Source organism: Segatella hominis, from assembly GCF_004535825.1.
GTDB lineage: Bacteria > Bacteroidota > Bacteroidia > Bacteroidales > Bacteroidaceae > Prevotella > Prevotella hominis.
This window is the reverse complement of record NZ_SGVY01000015.1, coordinates 22,095-39,731: the sequence shown is the minus strand read 5'-3', so window position 1 is coordinate 39,731 and position 17,637 is coordinate 22,095. Positions and strand designations below refer to the sequence as shown.

Annotated in this window: 15 protein-coding genes; 6 read left to right on the top strand and 9 right to left on the bottom strand. The window is 43.5% G+C overall.

Going from position 1 to position 17,637, the window contains the following annotated elements:
- Positions 1–3: 3 nt before the first annotated feature.
- Entirely contained in the window at positions 4–1,068 is a 1,065-nt protein-coding gene (locus EXN75_RS07415) for a glycosyltransferase family 2 protein (protein WP_134843308.1), read from the top strand.
- 52 nt (positions 1,069–1,120) lie between these two features.
- Here EXN75_RS07415 and EXN75_RS07410 read toward each other — a convergent pair whose 3' ends face one another.
- Positions 1,121–2,569 (bottom strand): lipopolysaccharide biosynthesis protein, encoded by a 1,449-nt coding sequence (locus EXN75_RS07410; RefSeq protein WP_134843307.1) that lies wholly within the window; start codon positions 2,567–2,569, stop codon positions 1,121–1,123.
- Between the two features lie 85 nt (positions 2,570–2,654).
- On the opposite strand from EXN75_RS07410, the gene EXN75_RS07405 reads away from it, so the two are divergent.
- On the top strand, positions 2,655–3,536 hold the full coding sequence (locus EXN75_RS07405) for a LicD family protein (protein WP_118117027.1): 882 nt from the start codon (positions 2,655–2,657) through the stop codon (positions 3,534–3,536).
- A 25-nt stretch (positions 3,537–3,561) separates the two neighbouring features.
- Here EXN75_RS07405 and EXN75_RS07400 read toward each other — a convergent pair whose 3' ends face one another.
- The 3 genes from EXN75_RS07400 to EXN75_RS07390 form a co-directional block, all read right to left on the bottom strand.
- A complete protein-coding gene (locus tag EXN75_RS07400; RefSeq protein WP_134843306.1) occupies positions 3,562–4,692 on the bottom strand; it encodes an NAD-dependent epimerase/dehydratase family protein in 1,131 nt (376 codons plus the stop codon).
- 87 nt (positions 4,693–4,779) lie between these two features.
- Entirely contained in the window at positions 4,780–5,496 is a 717-nt protein-coding gene (locus EXN75_RS07395; RefSeq protein WP_118117025.1) for an IspD/TarI family cytidylyltransferase, read from the bottom strand.
- A gap of 18 nt (positions 5,497–5,514) precedes the next feature.
- Positions 5,515–6,063, bottom strand: a complete 549-nt coding sequence (locus EXN75_RS07390; protein WP_167639470.1) for a serine O-acetyltransferase — start codon at positions 6,061–6,063, stop codon at positions 5,515–5,517.
- A 258-nt stretch (positions 6,064–6,321) separates the two neighbouring features.
- Here EXN75_RS07390 and EXN75_RS07385 point away from each other — a divergent pair, with 258 nt between their 5' ends.
- Complete coding sequence (locus EXN75_RS07385) at positions 6,322–7,263, top strand: RsiV family protein (RefSeq protein ID WP_118117024.1); 942 nt, start codon at positions 6,322–6,324, stop codon at positions 7,261–7,263.
- Between the two features lie 91 nt (positions 7,264–7,354).
- Here EXN75_RS07385 and EXN75_RS07380 read toward each other — a convergent pair whose 3' ends face one another.
- Entirely contained in the window at positions 7,355–8,071 is a 717-nt protein-coding gene (locus tag EXN75_RS07380; protein ID WP_134843305.1) for a NigD1/NigD2 family lipoprotein, read from the bottom strand.
- 213 nt (positions 8,072–8,284) lie between these two features.
- Between EXN75_RS07380 and EXN75_RS07375 the strand changes: the two genes are divergently transcribed.
- The 3 genes from EXN75_RS07375 to EXN75_RS07365 all read left to right on the top strand — a co-directional run bounded on the left by EXN75_RS07375 (position 8,285) and on the right by EXN75_RS07365 (position 13,166).
- The gene (locus tag EXN75_RS07375) at positions 8,285–9,736 is read left to right on the top strand and encodes a sigma-54-dependent transcriptional regulator (RefSeq protein WP_134843304.1); all 1,452 of its coding nucleotides are present in this window, start codon (positions 8,285–8,287) and stop codon (positions 9,734–9,736) included.
- A 544-nt stretch (positions 9,737–10,280) separates the two neighbouring features.
- A complete protein-coding gene (locus tag EXN75_RS07370; protein WP_118117020.1) occupies positions 10,281–10,517 on the top strand; it encodes a hypothetical protein in 237 nt (78 codons plus the stop codon).
- A 207-nt stretch (positions 10,518–10,724) separates the two neighbouring features.
- Positions 10,725–13,166 (top strand): hybrid sensor histidine kinase/response regulator, encoded by a 2,442-nt coding sequence (locus EXN75_RS07365; protein WP_134843303.1) that lies wholly within the window; start codon positions 10,725–10,727, stop codon positions 13,164–13,166.
- Here the strand turns inward: EXN75_RS07365 and EXN75_RS07360 are convergent.
- From EXN75_RS07360 to porV, 4 genes are all read right to left on the bottom strand, one after another.
- Positions 13,156–13,932, bottom strand: coding sequence for a glycosyltransferase family 2 protein (locus tag EXN75_RS07360; RefSeq protein ID WP_118117018.1), 777 nt, complete (start codon positions 13,930–13,932; stop codon positions 13,156–13,158). The genes EXN75_RS07365 and EXN75_RS07360 overlap by 11 nt on opposite strands.
- Positions 13,933–13,962: 30 nt before the next feature.
- The gene (locus tag EXN75_RS07355; RefSeq protein WP_118117017.1) at positions 13,963–15,237 is read right to left on the bottom strand and encodes a glycosyltransferase family 4 protein; all 1,275 of its coding nucleotides are present in this window, start codon (positions 15,235–15,237) and stop codon (positions 13,963–13,965) included.
- Between the two features lie 690 nt (positions 15,238–15,927).
- The gene (gene ispF / locus EXN75_RS07350) at positions 15,928–16,407 is read right to left on the bottom strand and encodes a 2-C-methyl-D-erythritol 2,4-cyclodiphosphate synthase (RefSeq protein ID WP_134843302.1); all 480 of its coding nucleotides are present in this window, start codon (positions 16,405–16,407) and stop codon (positions 15,928–15,930) included.
- Between the two features lie 20 nt (positions 16,408–16,427).
- Positions 16,428–17,609 carry a type IX secretion system outer membrane channel protein PorV gene (porV, locus tag EXN75_RS07345; RefSeq protein ID WP_134843301.1) on the bottom strand — a complete coding sequence of 394 codons (1,182 nt, stop codon included), beginning with the start codon at positions 17,607–17,609 and terminating at the stop codon, positions 16,428–16,430.
- Positions 17,610–17,637: the final 28 nt, after the last annotated feature.

Sequence of the window (17,637 nt, the reverse complement as noted above, 5' to 3'; positions counted from 1 at the left end):
CGTATGCTAACGGTCAGTATCCTGACTCCTGTCTATGGAGTAGAAAAATATATCGAACAATGTGCCCGCTCATTGTTCGGGCAGTCGTATGCACAAATCGAATACATATTTGTGGACGACTGTACGCCCGACCGCAGTATCTCCATTCTGGAATCTCTCATCCAGGAATATCCGGAAAGGGCTTCGCAGATACGCATCATCCATCATGAGAAAAATAGGGGCGTGGGAGCGGCAAGACAAAACGCACTCATGGCTGCACACGGCGACTACATCATGTTTGTAGATAGTGACGACTTCCTGCCTGAAAATGCAGTGGAAAAACTGATAGAAAATACAAAGGGACAGACAGGGCTGACGGAAAATACGCAAGGACAGGCTGACCTGATAGACGGAAGCTACTGTGAATGGAACAGCGGAAAGGCCTCAGAACCTCAAAGACCCTTCACTGAAAATGGAGAGGTGTTCCTCAAAATGCTCATCTGCCAGAACATCATCACAAACCGGTTATGGGGAAGACTCTACAGACGACAGATGATTATGGAACATGAAATCTTCTTTGAAGAAGGAATCAACTATGCTGAAGATCTCTTCTGGAATGCCCAATTTCTCTATCATTCCATTCAGGACAAGAGGACTGCAAACAACGCAAGCCCACAGACAAGAGAAGTTAGAAATCATAAAGTTGGAAGCAAAAGAAATGGAAATCACAAGGTCTGCATCAATGATGTAGTCTATTATTATCGTACAGATAATATCAATTCCTACAATCACAACATATCCGAGAAGAATCTTCTTTCGTATTTCAAATCCACCAGACATCTGATAGATTTCTTTGAGAAATATGACACGGCAAACACTTACCGGAGAGCCATTGACATCGGTGTAGTAAATGCTTACCGCTGGGCAAGAAATGCCAAGATCAGTCTGGCTCAAGTAGATAAAAGCTTGAACTATATCCCCCACAGTCACATTATCCGGCTCGTCATCCAACTCATCAAATGGGGTATTCCGGCAAACTGCGTCAATCTCCTCTATCTCTCATACAGAAGATTGTTGGGAACGAAATAGGATTTACAGAAATACCAGACAATCAGGAAATAGATTCCGCAGGAAATTCAAATTACGATTTCTTGCGGAATTTACCTTTCGCAAATGCCAGACATTCTTCTAAAATCTGCACTTTCAGCAACTTCATGATGCAGAAATAGATGGCAGCAGAAATTACCAGACGAACCAGAAGCAGGAGATAGATGTTCTCCAGCCAACGAGTAAGCAGGTAGGTTACTCCCATAGTGAATGCCGCACAAAGCATAAAAGGTAAAATATCCTTGGCAACATCCAGAAATCTCAAACCCGTAATGCGCTTAATCATTGCCTGCCACACTACTAGCCAGCCTATAATAAATAAGGTATAGGCAACAACCATCATCTGAATGCCATACTGATGGCAGAAAAGCACCAAAGCTAACAAACCGATGACCTGCCCCAGATTGCACCACATATAGACATCCGACCTGCCACGGCTGATGGCAAGATTCTGGTAAAGCGTATAAACAGGCATAAAAGCTCCGCTTATGCAGAGAATCTGCAGCAGAGGCACGCTGGCTACCCATTTCTCATGAATCGTGATGAGGATGAATTCCCGAGAAACCAAAGTAAGACCAAACATCAACGGGAAAGAAAGGAATGCAGTAAAACGTAGCATCTTGCGAAACACCATCATTTCTCTGTTCTGATCATCACGAATAGAAGAAAGTACAGGTTGTGCAATCTGTCCCACCGTATTGGCCACAAACGAGTTGGCCTTCGTATCCCAATTGTAGGCCTGAGAATAGTTGCCTACATCATTGATAGGATAAAAACGGCCGAAGACAAAAGTAAGCACATTGGTACTCACCGTATTGATGATATTGGTAACCAGAAGTTTGATACTGAATCCGAACATCTTCCTGACAGGTCCGAAATCTATCTGGAAATTAGGTCGCCAGCCCGTATAATAATATCTTCCGATATTCAGCACAAGGATAAAAATTACCTGTTGCCAGGCAAGACTCCAATAAGCCATTTGATTGAAAGCCAGCACCAGACCTACAATATTAGAACAGATCAGTGCCATGAAATTCACAATGGTAATTTCCTTGTTCATCATGTTTTTCATCATATAACCATTCTGGGCAATACCGAAGGAGGAGATGAAGAAACTTAAAAAGACAAAACGGGACAGGGAGGTAAGACAAGGCTGATGAAAGAAATCAGCAATCAATGGCGCACAGAAAAACAACACCACATACATGGTGAGACTTACGAGCACATTAAACCAGAATACAGAATTGTAGTCATTGTGGGTAGGTTGCTTGATATTGACAAGGGCTTGCGTAAAGCCACTGCTCTGCAAATTACCTGCAATGAGAGTAAAGATAGTAAGAATGCCGATGATTCCATAATCAGCAGGAGTGAGCAATCGGGCCAGGAATATTCCGAAAAGAATATTCAGTATCTGCGTGGAACCACTGTTCATAGCTCCCCAAAACAATCCCTTGGCTGTCTTTTCCTTCAATGTTTCTGCCATTTTTTCTTTTTTATTGCAAAAGTAGCACAAATAGTTTGAAGTTCAAAACTTTTTGCTTACTTTTGCAACCATAAATACAAAAAACATGGAGATAAAAAGCATCAAAAAGGAATGGAATGCCACGATTCTTGACATATTGAAGGCATTCATGGAAATCTGCAAGACTCACAACCTCAGATATTATTGCTGCGCTGGTACTGCCATCGGAGCTGCACGCCATCATGGAATGATTCCGTGGGACGATGACATTGATGTACTGATGCCGCGCCCGGATTACGACCGATTATTAGAGATTGCCAAGAAAGAAGATTTTGGCAAATATGAGGTTGTGACTCCTTATAATAATGAATCCTACCCGCTCTACTTCTCCAAACTTGTCAATCGGGAAACCACTCTCATCGAGGAGAAAGAACGTCCTTGCATCATCGGACTCTATGTGGATATTTTCCCATTGGATGCTACGGATGATGATCTGGAGACAGCAAAAGCCTTGTATCGCAAGTACTCCAAAACCATCAACCGCCTGAACGCAGTCACTACCCACAACACTTTCGGAGAATACCTTTCCCTGCTCCTTCACAAGGAAACCTGGGGACGTTTTGCCATCAAGACCTTAGCGTTTTTCTTCAGAAGCCGATTGCGCCACCGTCTGATCAGCCAAATGGACGAGATGAGTCATCGCTATGATTTCGAAACGGCAAAAAATGTACTGGTCAACACCGGTTCGTATCATTATAAGGAAATCTTCCCGAAAGCCTGGCTTGGCAAGGGTAAGGAGTTTCCTTTCGAGGACACCACCGTACTGTTACCAGAGGAAGCCGATAGATACCTGCGCCATTTCTTTGGAGACTACATGCAGTTCCCTCCTGTAGAACAGCGAGTGGAAAAACACCTGCGCTATTATCTCAATATGGAAAAGAGAGAAAGCTGGGACGAAATCAAAAAGAAACTTTCCTCAAAAGAGTAAGGGGGCTTGGACTTATGACACCATCTCACTGCTTAGAAGAAGAATGGCTGCCAGCAGAACACTCCGCCAAAGTATGCTCAAAACCCTGTTCTACATCAAACAAGGGTTTCCAACCCAAAGCTTTCAGTTTATCTGTATTAAACGTAGCCTTGGTAATAGGAGTCGTATTGCCCTGCAAAGCATCCTCGGGAATATCAAATACGACCTTACGATGCGCCTTTCCAGCAATCAACTCTGCCAATTGACGAATGGAGATATTGGACTCCGAGTGTGCCACATTGTAGGCATTTCCTTTCTCTCCATCCATCAGAAGACGCAAAATAGCATGAGCTGCATCCACAACATAGAGCCAGGAGCGGAATGCCTCACCCTTACTTTTCAGAACAATATCCTCTCCTCTCAATACATTTCTGATGAATTGAGCAAATACACGGTTGTCACTTTCGGTAAATCCAGGACCATAGGTATGGCTCAAACGGGCAATAACCACATCTGCATGATATTCTTCGACATAAGACATGCACAGAGTTTCAGCCGCACGTTTGGATGAAGGGTAACAGGCACGAACAGAGGCGCAATCCACATATCCGCTGCTCATCTCTGTAAATTCAGAGCCATCACCCTCACCGTAAATTTCGCCAGAAGAAACATACACCATCCTACGCATACCATGTTCCAGTCCATATTCCATCAGATGAGAAACTCCATTGATATTGGCCTTCATGACCTCCACAGGTTTCAGTTTGAAAAAATTAGGGCTGGCATTACTGGCAGCATCAATGATATAATCCACCCTTTCCAATAAGTAACTGCAAGCTTTTTCATTGGTCTGTCCTTCCAGGTTTTCCTGCACCGTCTGCGTCACATCCATCTCAATGAAGGAGAAAATATCATCCTCCCAATAGGCAGCAAACTTCTGTTTTGCCCGATTGCGATTACGTCCTGAAGCAATAACCTGATAGCATTTATCCGGATTTTGCATCAGAACATCCACAATGCAACTTCCTATCAATCCCGTAGCTCCAACAACCAAAATACGGGAACCACGAAGGCGCTCCAGATTCAATTCGTCAGAAAAGAGTCTCCTTATATCATGATTATAAGGAGAATAATCTGAATTAGGAGAATGACCAGAAAAAGATGAATGTTCTACCATAAACTATTTGTTTACATTTTTAAATCTATTAAATCTACTGACATTAAATCCGTAGCAACCCATTGAATCTACAACATCCCATAAAATCTACTTCAACCAAGATTCAGGCTGAACCTTCATCAAAGCCTTCAAGATTTCGAGGTCTTCTATGGTTGTAATCTTGATATTCTTCTCTGAACCAGGAACAACATGCATTTGTCTGCCACCAAGTTCTGCCATCAAGGTGCAGGAAGCCACAGAATTGGTAATGCCTTTCGCCATTGCCTCCTCATGTGCAGCAATCAGATTGCCCAAGCGGAAGGTTTGAGGAGTCTGAGTACGGATCAACTTGTCACGTGGAATACTTGTAGTCGATGTAAATCCATCCTCACTCTCCAAGATAGCCTCACGACACTTGATGCCGGTTATTGCATATCCATATTTCTGACAAATAGCGATATTGGAAGAGATAATATCCTGTGAAAGTAGCGGACGAACCGCATCATGTACCAATATCAGGTCATCATCACTGCATCCAGCCTCTTTCAGACCATAAATACCATTATGAATGGATTCCTGACCATTATTACCACCAGGGAAAATCCATTTCAGCTTGGTAATATTAAACTGGTTGGCATAAGACTGCAAAACCGTTTCCCAACCTGCCAGACATACCACGGCAATACCCTGAATATCAGGATGTTTTTGGAAAGCCATCAGCGTATGGATAATAATCGGACAATTATCCACATGCATAAACTGCTTAGGAATGTCCTGACCCATTCTGTTACCAGAACCTCCTGCTATGATAAGTGCATAATTCATAACTTCTATATTTTTATATTATTTTTCAACTATTCTTGCTGGATTTCCCACAACCGTACAACCATCAGGCACATCCTGGAAAACTACGGCTCCAGCTCCAATAGTCACCTGATTACCAATACGAATGCCTCCAAAAACCGTTGCCCCCGTATAAATTTTCACATCATCTCCAATGGTAGGTCTTCCGCCTTTCCCATTGCCCAACGTCACCATCTGCAGACAATAGAAATTTTTGCCGATAGCCTCTGCATTGAGATACGTAGCATAAGCATGTTCCAGATGAGCACCCTCTCCGATGCGAGGACACCAGATATTCAAAGTTCGCTCTGGAGGCAAGAGCCAAGAGATAAATACCGAGCGGTATTCGCCCATGCGGTAGTAAAAAAGATTGCGAAAAGAGCGTTCACGTGTACACGCCTTGATAAAATTCAAGACAGAAGGCTTCTTGTCCTGCACTTGGCACAAATCGGCATCTATCTCCTTCTTATGAAGCAGATACAAGGCAATGTGCGGAAGCATTCTCACCGCAGATGCCGACAGGATGATGGTTTGCGTTATTGGATTCATTTCTAATCTAAACTTAAGCGCAAAGGTAACATAATTCTTGTAAAATGCAAAATTATTAACTGCAAAATATGCATTTACAAGCACAAAATGGGGAGAGTTCTTGATAGAAGTGCACAAAATGGAGCAAGTTCTTGGTAGAAATACAAAAATATGTGACAAGTTCAGACTTTATTTTCTAAAAAATGTGAACAGAAGATACAATTATCAAAGAAATAGCTTACCTTTACCCTCGATATTTCAACTAAAAACAGAATTCAGATGAAAAAGCAACATTTATCACTCATAACACTTGCCTTAGTAGCCAGCATCATGATGGGCTGCAAAGCCAGTTCGACAAAGGCACAGGCTGCTAACGACATCAAGGAAGCGCAGGCTGCAGACACGCTCGTAGTCAACACAGACAGTTGCATCCTGCAAGAAGGCAAAATAGTACAATGCACCATCAGCGTGGATTACCCAACTGAACCCAATGAACTTTCAAAGAATATCAGAGCTATCCTCAATGAGGAATTAGCCAATCTGTATCTTGGAAACATAAATGGAGATGAGATAGAAAAGCAGGAAAGCTACAAGGGCGATCTTGCCAACGGGAATTTGGTGATTGAAAAATACTGCAAGGATAATTTTGCCTATCTGAAAAGTCAGATGAAAGACCTCAAGGAAGCCGACCCACGTGCCAATGCAAATATGAGCTACGACATCAGGCTGAATAAGGAAGCAGAAACGGACAGTTATGTTACTTATCATTGCCTTTCGTATGCCTATCTTGCCGGTGCTCACGGCTCTACCTTCGAACGCTCATTCAATATTGTAAAGGCTACGGGAAAGAAACTGAGTCAGGTGGTAGATACGGCCAGGGTAAAGGACTTACAGCCGATTTTGCGCAAGGGGGTATTAAGTTACTTGAACCAACAGAGTGGGAATGAAAGTCAAACAGCAAATGAAGAAAAGACAGGAAACGAAGGACAGAATGAAAATGAAGAACAAATAACAGATGCTCAGCTCAACGACTATCTGTTTATAGAAAACGGAATCATTCCTTTGCCTTCTTCCTCCCCATATCTGGCAAAAGACGGAGTACATTTTATCTATCAGCAATATGAAATAGGACCTTATGCTATGGGATTAGTCTCCTTTACAGTTCCTTTAGATAAAATCAAGCCGTATCTGACAGCAGAAGCCCTGAAATTACTCAAATAGAGTTAGATAAAGAAAAAAATCGAGGGGAACAACCATCATCATGACGGTCGTGCCCCTCTTCCTTTCCTCATACACAATATATAAAATATCATCAGTTATTGTTTTCCGCCGTCATCGACTTGCGGGAACAATAATCAAAATCTACAGTCTTATCGCCCACAGTAGATTTCCACTTGACAGTAAGTTTCACCTTTTTACCTTGAGTGTCCGGCAAAACGTCATTCAAATCGAAAGCTACCAAAGCATCTCCCCAGCGCAACTGAGGGTCACCATTCGTATGATGACGAAGCTCTACCTCGTATGGATTCTGAGGATTTACATGAGCTATCAGATTGATAGAGTGCGGTTTTACATTCCCCCAAAGGGCGCGAAAACGCAGCGTCAGATAGCCATCCTCTACAATCGTCACCCAATCACGCACAATATCTACTGCATCATGCCCATACTTGGCATCATTCTCCTCTGGAGTAGCCAGACAAGGTACAGGTTTCTTCGTCAGAATACTGTCTATCCAGTTGACGTTGACCACTGCCCCATACTTATCATCTTTACGGTCGGTCATCGTATAGTTGACCAGTGCACGAACCTCTTTATCTCCAAAAGGTTTCTTACTGATATTGCCAGGAGCCAATGTTGTCTGATCATCCAATTGAAAATAACATCTATCTCCAGTCACCTTCACCGTAACAAGAGCATTCGGAACGGTTCTCAAATAGTAATCATTATCATCGTCCGAGCAGGAACCCAAAGAGACGGCAAGCGTCATCATTCCTATTGCTACAAGAGCCCATTTCTTAAACTTTTTCATATTACTTTTATTTCATTTATTTTTCTCGTATCTGTCTTATAAACCAAATGTTTGGTAAATCTTGCGTCATAATACGCAAAAGAAAGTTAAAAGGGTAGTCAGATACATTTTATTTCTGTATATTTGCAATTCAAAACAGTACCAATATAATAAGGAATAGCACTCCAACATCATAAGGAGCTGCCCTCCGGAAGAGAAAAAGATTGTAACAGCATGGCTAAAATATTGATAGTAGAAGACGATTTAGCTTTCGGAACCATGATACAGACATGGCTCAGAAAAAAGGGATTCGAAGTTGAAAGAGCGACTTCGGTGAAATCGGCATTGCATTTTTTTGAAGACAACAGTCACTGGGACTTGGTCTTGTCCGACCTCAGACTCCCGGATCATGATGGACTCACTCTCCTGCAATGGCTCAAAAAACACGATTACACCATTCCTTTCATCGTCATGACCAGTTATGCAGAAGTTCAGAATGCTGTTCTCGCCATGAAATCGGGCGCTACTGATTATGTTGCCAAACCTTTCCATCCAGACATCTTGTTAGAAAAAATTCAAGAGGCATTGAAAGCTGGAAGACAAGTACAAAATGATGGTAAGAGCGAAGAACGAAGAGTCAGACGCCAAGATTCTTCATCTGCTGAAGATGAAAGCGCTTCTTCTGTTTCACAAAGAACAAAGAGCCAGACTAACCGTGCTTCAGCTGGGATATCCTCAGAGAGCTCTAATAATCAGGATGTTCCGAAATATCTGGAAGGAGAAAGCGAAGCCTCCAAGAAACTGTACGATTTTGTTTCGCTTGTTGCCCCTACTCCTATGTCTGTCCTCATCCTCGGAGCCAGCGGAACAGGAAAGGAATATGTGGCTCACCGCATCCACGATCTGAGCCAACGGGCAGGAAAACCATTCTTTGCGCTCGACTGTGGAGCCATTCCGAAAGACGTAGCTGCATCAGAATTTTTCGGATACACAAAGGGAGCCTTTACCGGTGCTGATCAAGACAAGAAGGGCGCTTTTGAAATGGCTAATGGCGGTACACTCTTCCTGGATGAAATGGGAAACCTGAACTACGAGGTGCAGGTACAGTTGCTCCGTGCTCTTCAGGAACGGAAGATCCGTCCTTTGGGAAGCACCAAGGAAATAGACATCGACATCCGACTCGTATGTGCAACCAATGAAAATCTTGCCCAACGAGTGGCTGAAGGCAATTTCCGAGAAGACCTGTATCATCGCGTCAATGAGTTCACGATTTATATGCCTGAGCTGAAAGACCGCGGAACAGACCTCTTCCTCTTTGCAGACCTCTTTATTAAAAAGGCCAACAAAGAGTTGGGACGCCAGATATTGGGACTGGACGGGAAAGCCAAAGAAAGAATTGCATCCTACAACTGGCCTGGTAACCTGCGAGAACTCAACAACGTGATGAAACGTGCCACCCTGCTTGCCAAGGGTGACTATATCAGCGTGAATGAACTCGAACAATGCATGAGCCAGATTCAGCCACAAGCCCCTATCACCTTGCATGATGAACAGACAGAACTGCAACGTATAGAAGCGGCCATCAAAGCAGCAGGAGGCAATAAGAGCAAAGCTGCGCAGCTGCTTGCTATAGATAGGAAAACTCTCTATAACAAACTCAAGAAATACGGGGCAAATTCTCAATAGCGTGAATAGTGGTTTCGGGAAATGATTTTGACCCAAAATGACCATGACCAAATGACCGCTTTTCATTTCCTCGAAAAAATTGTTTCCTCTAAAGAAAAATGTTGGTCTTAATAGACTACCCATCTTGGTCTTAATAGACGAACCACCTTGGTCTTAATAGACGACCCAAATAAAGGTCCCCGGTCATTTGGTCATGGTCATTTTGGGTCAAAATCATTTCGGGTTTTAGCTATTCCACACCTTCTTGGGGAAATATTCCACACTTTTTCCACACTTTCCCCACACTTCCACACATCTATTTTTTGGAGTAAAAACGCATAACACACTATCTATCAATTACTTACAATTTTCTTCATATTTTTGGCACGGCTATTGTGATATATTTAAGCGAAGACGCAAACGAACTGAATGTTCCTCAAAAAGACAGGAAATTCCACAAAGAGAAAGGAAAATTCCACAAAAAAGGGGACGAAAAGTACATAAGGCGCTTCACAAAAGAGAAATAAATAAAATAATATATTCACAAATTAAAAACATAACAATTATGAAGAAATTAGTATTTGCAGCTATCGCAGCATTGGTAATGGTATCAGTTAGCAACGTGTTCGCCTCTAACAAGATGGCAAGTGTATCATGCGCAGCTCCAGTTGACACAGTCGCTCCAGCCGACACAACTGCAACTCCAGCTGAGAATGAAGTTACTCCAGCAGAGAATGCTGCTCAGGATTCTACAGCAGCTACACCAGTTGAATCTACAGACTCAGCAGCTACTGCAGAATAACATCACCTTCAAAAAACAGTAAATAATTACACGTCGCTTTCAATCGGGCAGGAGATAAAAGGCTATCATGGCTTTGTTCTCCTGTTTTTTTGTATTTGGGGGTATCGATGTGGCCTCTATTTCTCAATTTTCTTGTTTTTCCTTCACTTTTAGATGGTAAATCAGATTTTTTAAGCTAACTTTGCATCTAAGAAAAGATTTTTTATCATGCAAAAAAATAATGTCCCTTTAAAAGTTGCTATCGGCTATACAGCTACTGCCATTGTCCTCATCTTGGCAATGGTGCTCGTATATAGCAATACCAAGTCTATCTACGACATCAACCAGGCTTCCCGCGAATATATTCAGAAGCAGGATGTGGCTGATAGTACGATGACTCGACTGCTCAAGGAAGAACAGAATAATCTCAAGCAACTCTCGGAGGCATTGGCAGGTAAGTCAAGCAAAGGCTATCTGCGCGCCAAGGTGGACAGTCTCAGCAAGGGCAAAGACTCCATTGTGGTAGAGAAGAAAGCCCCGCAGACTCACGAGGCTAAACACACTACGGTAGAAGTGCTGAAAACCCGAAGAGGATTCTTCCGACGCCTTGCCGATGCTTTCAAGAAAGAACATGCTGAAACCATCAGCGTAAAGAGAGATACGAATCTGGCGGTAGTGGATTCTGTAGCCACACCTATCAATGTGGCAGAGAATGTGGCCAACATTCTGGAAGATATTGAGAAAAAAGAGAAGAAAGTCTCAACTCACCATAGTGAAGCCGTGAACAAGGAGATGGAGGATCTGCAGCTTGTCAATGCGCAACTTGCCCTGCGTTCTGCCAAGAAGTTGAATGAGGCACACCAGAAAGAGCGCACATCCATGCAACATGCCATCAACAAGGCGATGGAAGCACGCCAGCAGTTGATATGGCAGATTGCCTTCCTTGCCATCATCGCCATCATTGCTGCCATCATCCTACTCTGGTACATCTACCAGGACACTAAGAAAGAGCGTGTCTATAGGGAAAACCTGGAGAATGCCAACGAGGAAATCCAGCGCATTATGCGACAGAGGGAAAGACTCCTCCTTACCATCACCCACGACATCAAGGCACCTGCTGCCTCCATCTCCGGGTTTATCGATCTGATGAAAGAGTATGTGAGCGATCCTAAGGGAACTTCATGTCTTAGCAATATCAAAAACTCAGCCAGCCATCTTTCCCAACTGGTGGCTTCCCTTCTCGATTATCATCAGTTGGAAAACGGGCTCATGCAACTGAACCCTGTCAATTTCTCGCCAGAACAGTTGGTGAAACTAAGTGTGGAAGGGCTCAGACTACAGGCAGAAAAGAAGGGGTTAGCAATCTCCTGCGAGTTCCAAAATGCAGATAAGGACAATATCTGGGGAAAAATATTCAGAGGTGATGACTTCCGCATCCGACAGGTGCTGGACAATCTGGTGAGCAATGCCATCAAATATACAGACCAGGGAAGCGTACATATCATGGCTTCTATCCAACAGGCAAGAAATGAATACAACATCATCATCGACGAGCATACTTATGAACTCACTCTACAGGTGAAAGATACGGGAAAGGGAATGACCTCGGAGGAAAAACAGAAGGTTTTCCAGGCATTCACCAGACTCAAAGGCGCACAGGGCATTGAGGGCACAGGACTGGGCCTGTCTATCACCCGCGAACTGGTAGCCTTGCTCGGCGGAAAGATTCAGCTCGAATCTGCAGTGGGCAAAGGTTCTACCTTCACCGTTTCCTTCCCTATCCTATTGCAGCAACAGGCTGACGCAGAAGAAGGAACTGAAAGAGGAATAGAAGATGATGGAATAAGTGGAACAGAAAGAATAGGAGAAATTGAAGGAGAAACAAGATTATCTAAAGGAAAAGACAGGCAGAAAACGAAGCGGAATTTCGCCAACCACAAGATTCTCATTCTGGACGACGATGCTCTGCAGCTGCAACTGCTGCAGGAGATGTTGCGCCGTCTGGTAGGTGATACGTGGAAGGTAATCACTTGCCATCATGTGACGGAAGCCCTTACGGCACTTCACAATGAGCAACCTGCAGTGATGATGATGGACATCGAAATGCCAGAAATGAATGGTATGGAGATGATTAAGCACATCAATCACAGTCAGATGCTGGTGATTGCCATGACGGCTCATGATACAAGTATCAAATCGAAATTGCATGAAGCAGGTTTTGACGATTGTCTCTTCAAGCCTTTCTCTATGGAGAAACTGGAAGAAATCTTGGGAGTAGAAAAAGTTGATTCTCAAAAGGAACAGATAATAGAAAAAGGAAAAACTACGTTCCCTATCCGTTTCAAGCCACTATTGGCTTTCGCTGAAGATGACGAAGACGCTGCTGCTGAAATCATCAGCACCGTAAAGCAGGAACTGGAAGGACATTTTAGAAAAATGCAGGATGCACTTTCTCAAGAAACTCTACCTTGCGAAGACATCGGAAAGGCGGCTCATAAGTTGCTGCCTATCGCTTCCATGATACAGATGGAGAACCTGGAACTGGTGCAGGCTTTGGCTCCTGAATATATCAACGAGGTAGAGACAGAAAAAATCCGAGAATATCTCGCAACCATCGTCGAAGAACTGCGAAATATCCTCGGAGAACTATCATCAGGGGCTATTTCTTGAATACGCCTCTGATGAGAAACCAGGCATGAGCCAACAAGGTGGGCAGCAGACCATAATGGTGTTTCATCACCTGAAAGCGTTCTTTCAGGGAATCCTTATGGTTCTGCACCGACATTCCACCATCCAGATAATTGGTGATGACTGCCCCTACATTGCGCAAAGGCAACTTATGGGCTTTGGATGCTTTCATCATGCGGATGCACCAATCAACATCGGCAGAAAAGCGGTAATCCAAATCATAGTGCTCACTCTTGGCAATATCCGTGCGGGCATAAAAAGACTGATGGCAGACTAACATTCCCCAAATGAAAGAACGCCAAGTCAACTTCTTGGGTGGAGAAAGACGGCGATGGCGCAGAAAGCGACCATCCATATTCACAATGTCCGTATCTCCATAAAGGACGCCCGGCAGTACTTCTCCCTCACCTACACAACCTTCCACGTATTCCAACGTATCGGCGGAAGGAAAAACATCTCCTGCATTCAGAAACACGAGATAGTCGCCAGTAGCACGGTCAATGCCCTTATTCATGGCATCGTAAAGTCCCTTGTCCGGTTCTGAGAAAACCCGGATTTCATGGGCACTTTCACCCACATCATTCTTATGTTTGTAAGCCTTGACCATTGCCAAGGTTTTATCCTTCGACTTACCATCTATAATCAGGTGTTCTACATTGCAGCAGGTCTGCTTCATCACCGAATCCAACGTGCGCTGCAAGACAGACTCTGCATTGTAAGTACAGGTAATTATCGAAAATTTGATCATAACGTCTCTACTTTTATCAACGGCTGTTGCCTACAAACTGTAATTTTTGTAAGCCATTGCCTGATTATACACCTCAATATAATTCATTGCCACGGCATGCTGCGAATAGTTGTGGGCCACTTTCTGCAGACAGTTGCTCTTGAGCACCTCTGCATCAGCCTCCTCCAAAACCCAATACATGCCCTGTGCCAGATCGTCTGCATCCCGATAGTTGGCCACATAACCATTTTTCTGATGATCAATCATCTCAGGAATGCCACCCACCTTGAATCCAACACTTGGCACTCCACAAGCCATCGCCTCCATAATCGTATTCGGAAGATTATCCTCCAATGAAGGGAGCACAAATACATCAGCCGAACTGTAAATCTGAACGATGGTCTTCTCGTCACTCACATAGCCTAAAGGGAATGCTGGCAAGGACAGTTTCTCTGCCACATCTTCCGAATGACCGCCCAAGATAGCCACTACCGTATTTTCCTTCATTTCAGGATGCTGGGCTACCAACTTGTCTATGGCTTCTACGAAGAAACTCATGCCTTTACGCTCGTCAGTTACTTTCTGTGAAACGAAGAGGATGATCTTCTTATCATCCGGGAGTCCGGCACGCAGACGAGCCTCAGCCTTGTCATGAGGATAAAAGACCCGCGTATCTATCGGATTGGGAATATTGGTGAGATGAAGTCCTGTAAAGAGGGCACTCTTCTTAGCCTGCCGCTCCAGCCACTTGCTGCAAGTGACGAAGTAGATATTACTATGCTGATAAAGTTCCTTCTTGCGCCTGAACACCTTGTTGGAAATGTCATGCTTGCTGCCCTTATGAGGCAGGAGCGGACAGTTGCCACACGCAGAAGCATAGCGATTGCAGCCTCTTGCATAATGACAGATGCCCGTAGCAGGCCAGATATCGTGCATAGTCCAGACAATAGGTTTGCCGCTTTTAATAATTTTGCGAATACTTTTCAGTGAAAGCATTCCCTGATTGATCCAGGACAGATGAATGACGTCAGCCTCCTTAAACTCACGCAACTTGGTAATATCAGAGCCGGCACAAGCCAAATCTATTTCCCAAAGATGGACGGAAGAGAAGTGAAGATGCCAGAAAGCACGCCAGCGTTCCCACAGAAAATGCCATTGCAGCAAAGGAGAATGCGGCAAACTGGCTATCGTGATATTCTCTGTTGCCTTATCACGCACCAACATCTTAGCCTTAACACCATTATTGTTAAGGGCTTCCATCAAACGGTTGGCTGCAACTGCAGCACCTCCCGTTTTCTCGCTTGTATTTACTATGAGTACTCTCATGCCTATTATCTTTTATTATTACGCCTATTGCAAAGGGTTTTGCTGCAAATGCAGATTAAGATAATGCAAAGATAATGCAAATTACTTGAAGGACAAAAAGAAAAAGCTACTTTTTCAAAAATAAAAGAAAGATTGTCGGGAAAGAAAGAGATGAAAAGGGTGAGAGGGAAAGAATGAGAATGGGAAAAAATGAGAATGGGAAAAATAAAATATGCCGCAACTCACCTCGAGCTGCGGCATACAATATGTTTAACTTAAAAAAAATTCTTAACCAAAGGTAATCTCACGATCTCCTTAGCTATCTGTTAAACAATCTACCTTAAAACCTAATAACTAAAAACCTAAATCTATTACTACTAACCTAAACAATCTATTAACCTTTTGACGAATGCAAAGGTACGACGATTTTCTGATTCCTCCAAATATTTTTGAAAGAAAATTCTGCACCTTTGCGTTTTTTTGATTTACATCAACCAAATGTGCCCGAACACAACAGATTTTAAGAAACCATTAACGCTCATTAAGCTTTCAACTTGTAAAGCCTAATGAGCGTTTTGTTTTCATTTTTCTATTTTGACTGTCTGATTTCAAGGAGAGAAAAACAGAAAGACAGCTTTCTGTAGAGGGAAAAAACAGAAAGCAGTCTTTCTATCAAGAGAAGAAACGGAATGTATCTATTAGAAGAAAGGACTAAACTTTCTCGATCAAAACCGTAGCATAGGCGGAAATACCTTCCATTCTTCCAGTAAAACCCAATTTCTCTGTGGTCGTTGCCTTGATGGAAATATTTTCCTCATCCGTATTCATCACCTGGGCAAGGCAGGCCTTCATCGCAGGCACATGCGGATTGAGCTTAGGACGCTCAGCACAGATGGTTGCATCGATATTGCCCAACACATACCCCTTGGTGGCTATCAGATCGATGGTCTTCTTCAACAGAATCTTGGAATCCATATTCAGCGTCTCTGCTGCCGTATCTGGGAAATGATAGCCGATATCGCGCATATTGGCTGCTCCCAACAAGGCATCACAAATAGCATGAATCAACACATCTGCATCACTGTGGCCCAATAATCCGAGTTCGTAATCTATCTTAATGCCACCCAACCACAAGTCACGATTTTCTACCAACTTGTGCACATCATATCCGAATCCTACACGTATATTCATAGTCTATTTATATTGCTAATTTATCTTCTTCTGAACAAATCCTTGATTCCGTCCATATCAAATCCCAAGGTGAAACGCAAGGTCTGGTCAAGCGGATTGCTCTTTGCCGTTGCCACTACGTAGGAAGCATCCAGAGAGAAAACATTCATCTTGAAACCACCACCTACAGTGAAATACTTACGGTTACCCTTGCTGGCACTCTCATGATGATAACCGGCACGGATAGAGAACTTGTCATTATATACGTATTCCGCACCTACACCATAGTTGATTTCCTTCAACTCCTCCTTGAATCCGCCTGGAGCGTCGCTGAAACTCTTGAAAATACCGCTGATGGAAGATACGTCGCTATATTCTCTATGTACGCGGTCTTCATAGTCGGCATTGTCTTCACCTTCCTCCTGCTGCGGAACGGTTGGCACAAGATATTTATTGGCATCTGCAGCAATCGTCAGTCGATTGTACTCGTCAAGCGGAATCATCAGGGAAGCACCCAAACGCAGGTTGGCTGGCAAGAACTGACTATACTCCTCTCCGCTGAATGTGATTTTACTACCGATGTTGGAAATATTCAAACCAATACCCAACTGACATTCGCGCTGACCTATATTGACGTAATTCTGATAATAGGCAGCAATATCTGCGGCAAAAGCGGAAGCTGGGGAGTTATCCTCAGTCTCATTGAAGCGCATATCTGAATAAATCCATCTCACTGCCGCTGCCAGAGAGAACTTCTCACTGAGCATCAGGGAGTAAGCCACATCGAGCGACATTTCATAAGGGTTGATAGTAGTGGCATTTTCATCTGTACTCGTATAAACCTCACCCAAATTAAAATAGCGCAAGGAACCGGAAACGGCACTGTAGTCACCTATACGGTAATAACCTGCCAGATAGGCTAAGTTCATATCGTTGACTAAGGAGCGCAACCATGGTGTGAAGTTGAGTGCCACGCCTGCTCTCGAAATATTGAAAGGATACTTGGCAGGGTTCCAGTACTGGGAATTGACATCTGGGTCTGTAGCTGCACCCACATCACCCAAACCGCCACCTCGTGCATCCGGAGCGATGGTCTGCGAGATCACAGCGAAGTTGACTGGATTGAAGAGATCTTTCTCGTTCTCCTGTGCATTCGCCTGCACGGAAAAGACTGCCAAGAGGCAAGTTGCCCATATCTTAACTGTTCTGTTCTTGATATTCATACCTTATTATATATATGTTAATATGTTA

What these genes read in the sequence shown, in the direction of transcription:
- EXN75_RS07415 (WP_134843308.1), top strand. Translation starts at nt 4, where the DNA reads ATGCTAACGGTCAGTATCCTGACTCCTGTCTATGGAGTAGAAAAATAT.
- EXN75_RS07410 (WP_134843307.1), bottom strand. Translation starts at nt 2,569, where the DNA reads ATGGCAGAAACATTGAAGGAAAAGACAGCCAAGGGATTGTTTTGGGGA.
- EXN75_RS07405 (WP_118117027.1), top strand. Translation starts at nt 2,655, where the DNA reads ATGGAGATAAAAAGCATCAAAAAGGAATGGAATGCCACGATTCTTGAC.
- EXN75_RS07400 (WP_134843306.1), bottom strand. Translation starts at nt 4,692, where the DNA reads ATGGTAGAACATTCATCTTTTTCTGGTCATTCTCCTAATTCAGATTAT.
- EXN75_RS07395 (WP_118117025.1), bottom strand. Translation starts at nt 5,496, where the DNA reads ATGAATTATGCACTTATCATAGCAGGAGGTTCTGGTAACAGAATGGGT.
- EXN75_RS07390 (WP_167639470.1), bottom strand. Translation starts at nt 6,063, where the DNA reads ATGAATCCAATAACGCAAACCATCATCCTGTCGGCATCTGCGGTGAGA.
- EXN75_RS07385 (WP_118117024.1), top strand. Translation starts at nt 6,322, where the DNA reads ATGAAAAAGCAACATTTATCACTCATAACACTTGCCTTAGTAGCCAGC.
- EXN75_RS07380 (WP_134843305.1), bottom strand. Translation starts at nt 8,071, where the DNA reads ATGAAAAAGTTTAAGAAATGGGCTCTTGTAGCAATAGGAATGATGACG.
- EXN75_RS07375 (WP_134843304.1), top strand. Translation starts at nt 8,285, where the DNA reads ATGGCTAAAATATTGATAGTAGAAGACGATTTAGCTTTCGGAACCATG.
- EXN75_RS07370 (WP_118117020.1), top strand. Translation starts at nt 10,281, where the DNA reads ATGAAGAAATTAGTATTTGCAGCTATCGCAGCATTGGTAATGGTATCA.
- EXN75_RS07365 (WP_134843303.1), top strand. Translation starts at nt 10,725, where the DNA reads ATGCAAAAAAATAATGTCCCTTTAAAAGTTGCTATCGGCTATACAGCT.
- EXN75_RS07360 (WP_118117018.1), bottom strand. Translation starts at nt 13,932, where the DNA reads ATGATCAAATTTTCGATAATTACCTGTACTTACAATGCAGAGTCTGTC.
- EXN75_RS07355 (WP_118117017.1), bottom strand. Translation starts at nt 15,237, where the DNA reads ATGAGAGTACTCATAGTAAATACAAGCGAGAAAACGGGAGGTGCTGCA.
- ispF (WP_134843302.1), bottom strand. Translation starts at nt 16,407, where the DNA reads ATGAATATACGTGTAGGATTCGGATATGATGTGCACAAGTTGGTAGAA.
- porV (WP_134843301.1), bottom strand. Translation starts at nt 17,609, where the DNA reads ATGAATATCAAGAACAGAACAGTTAAGATATGGGCAACTTGCCTCTTG.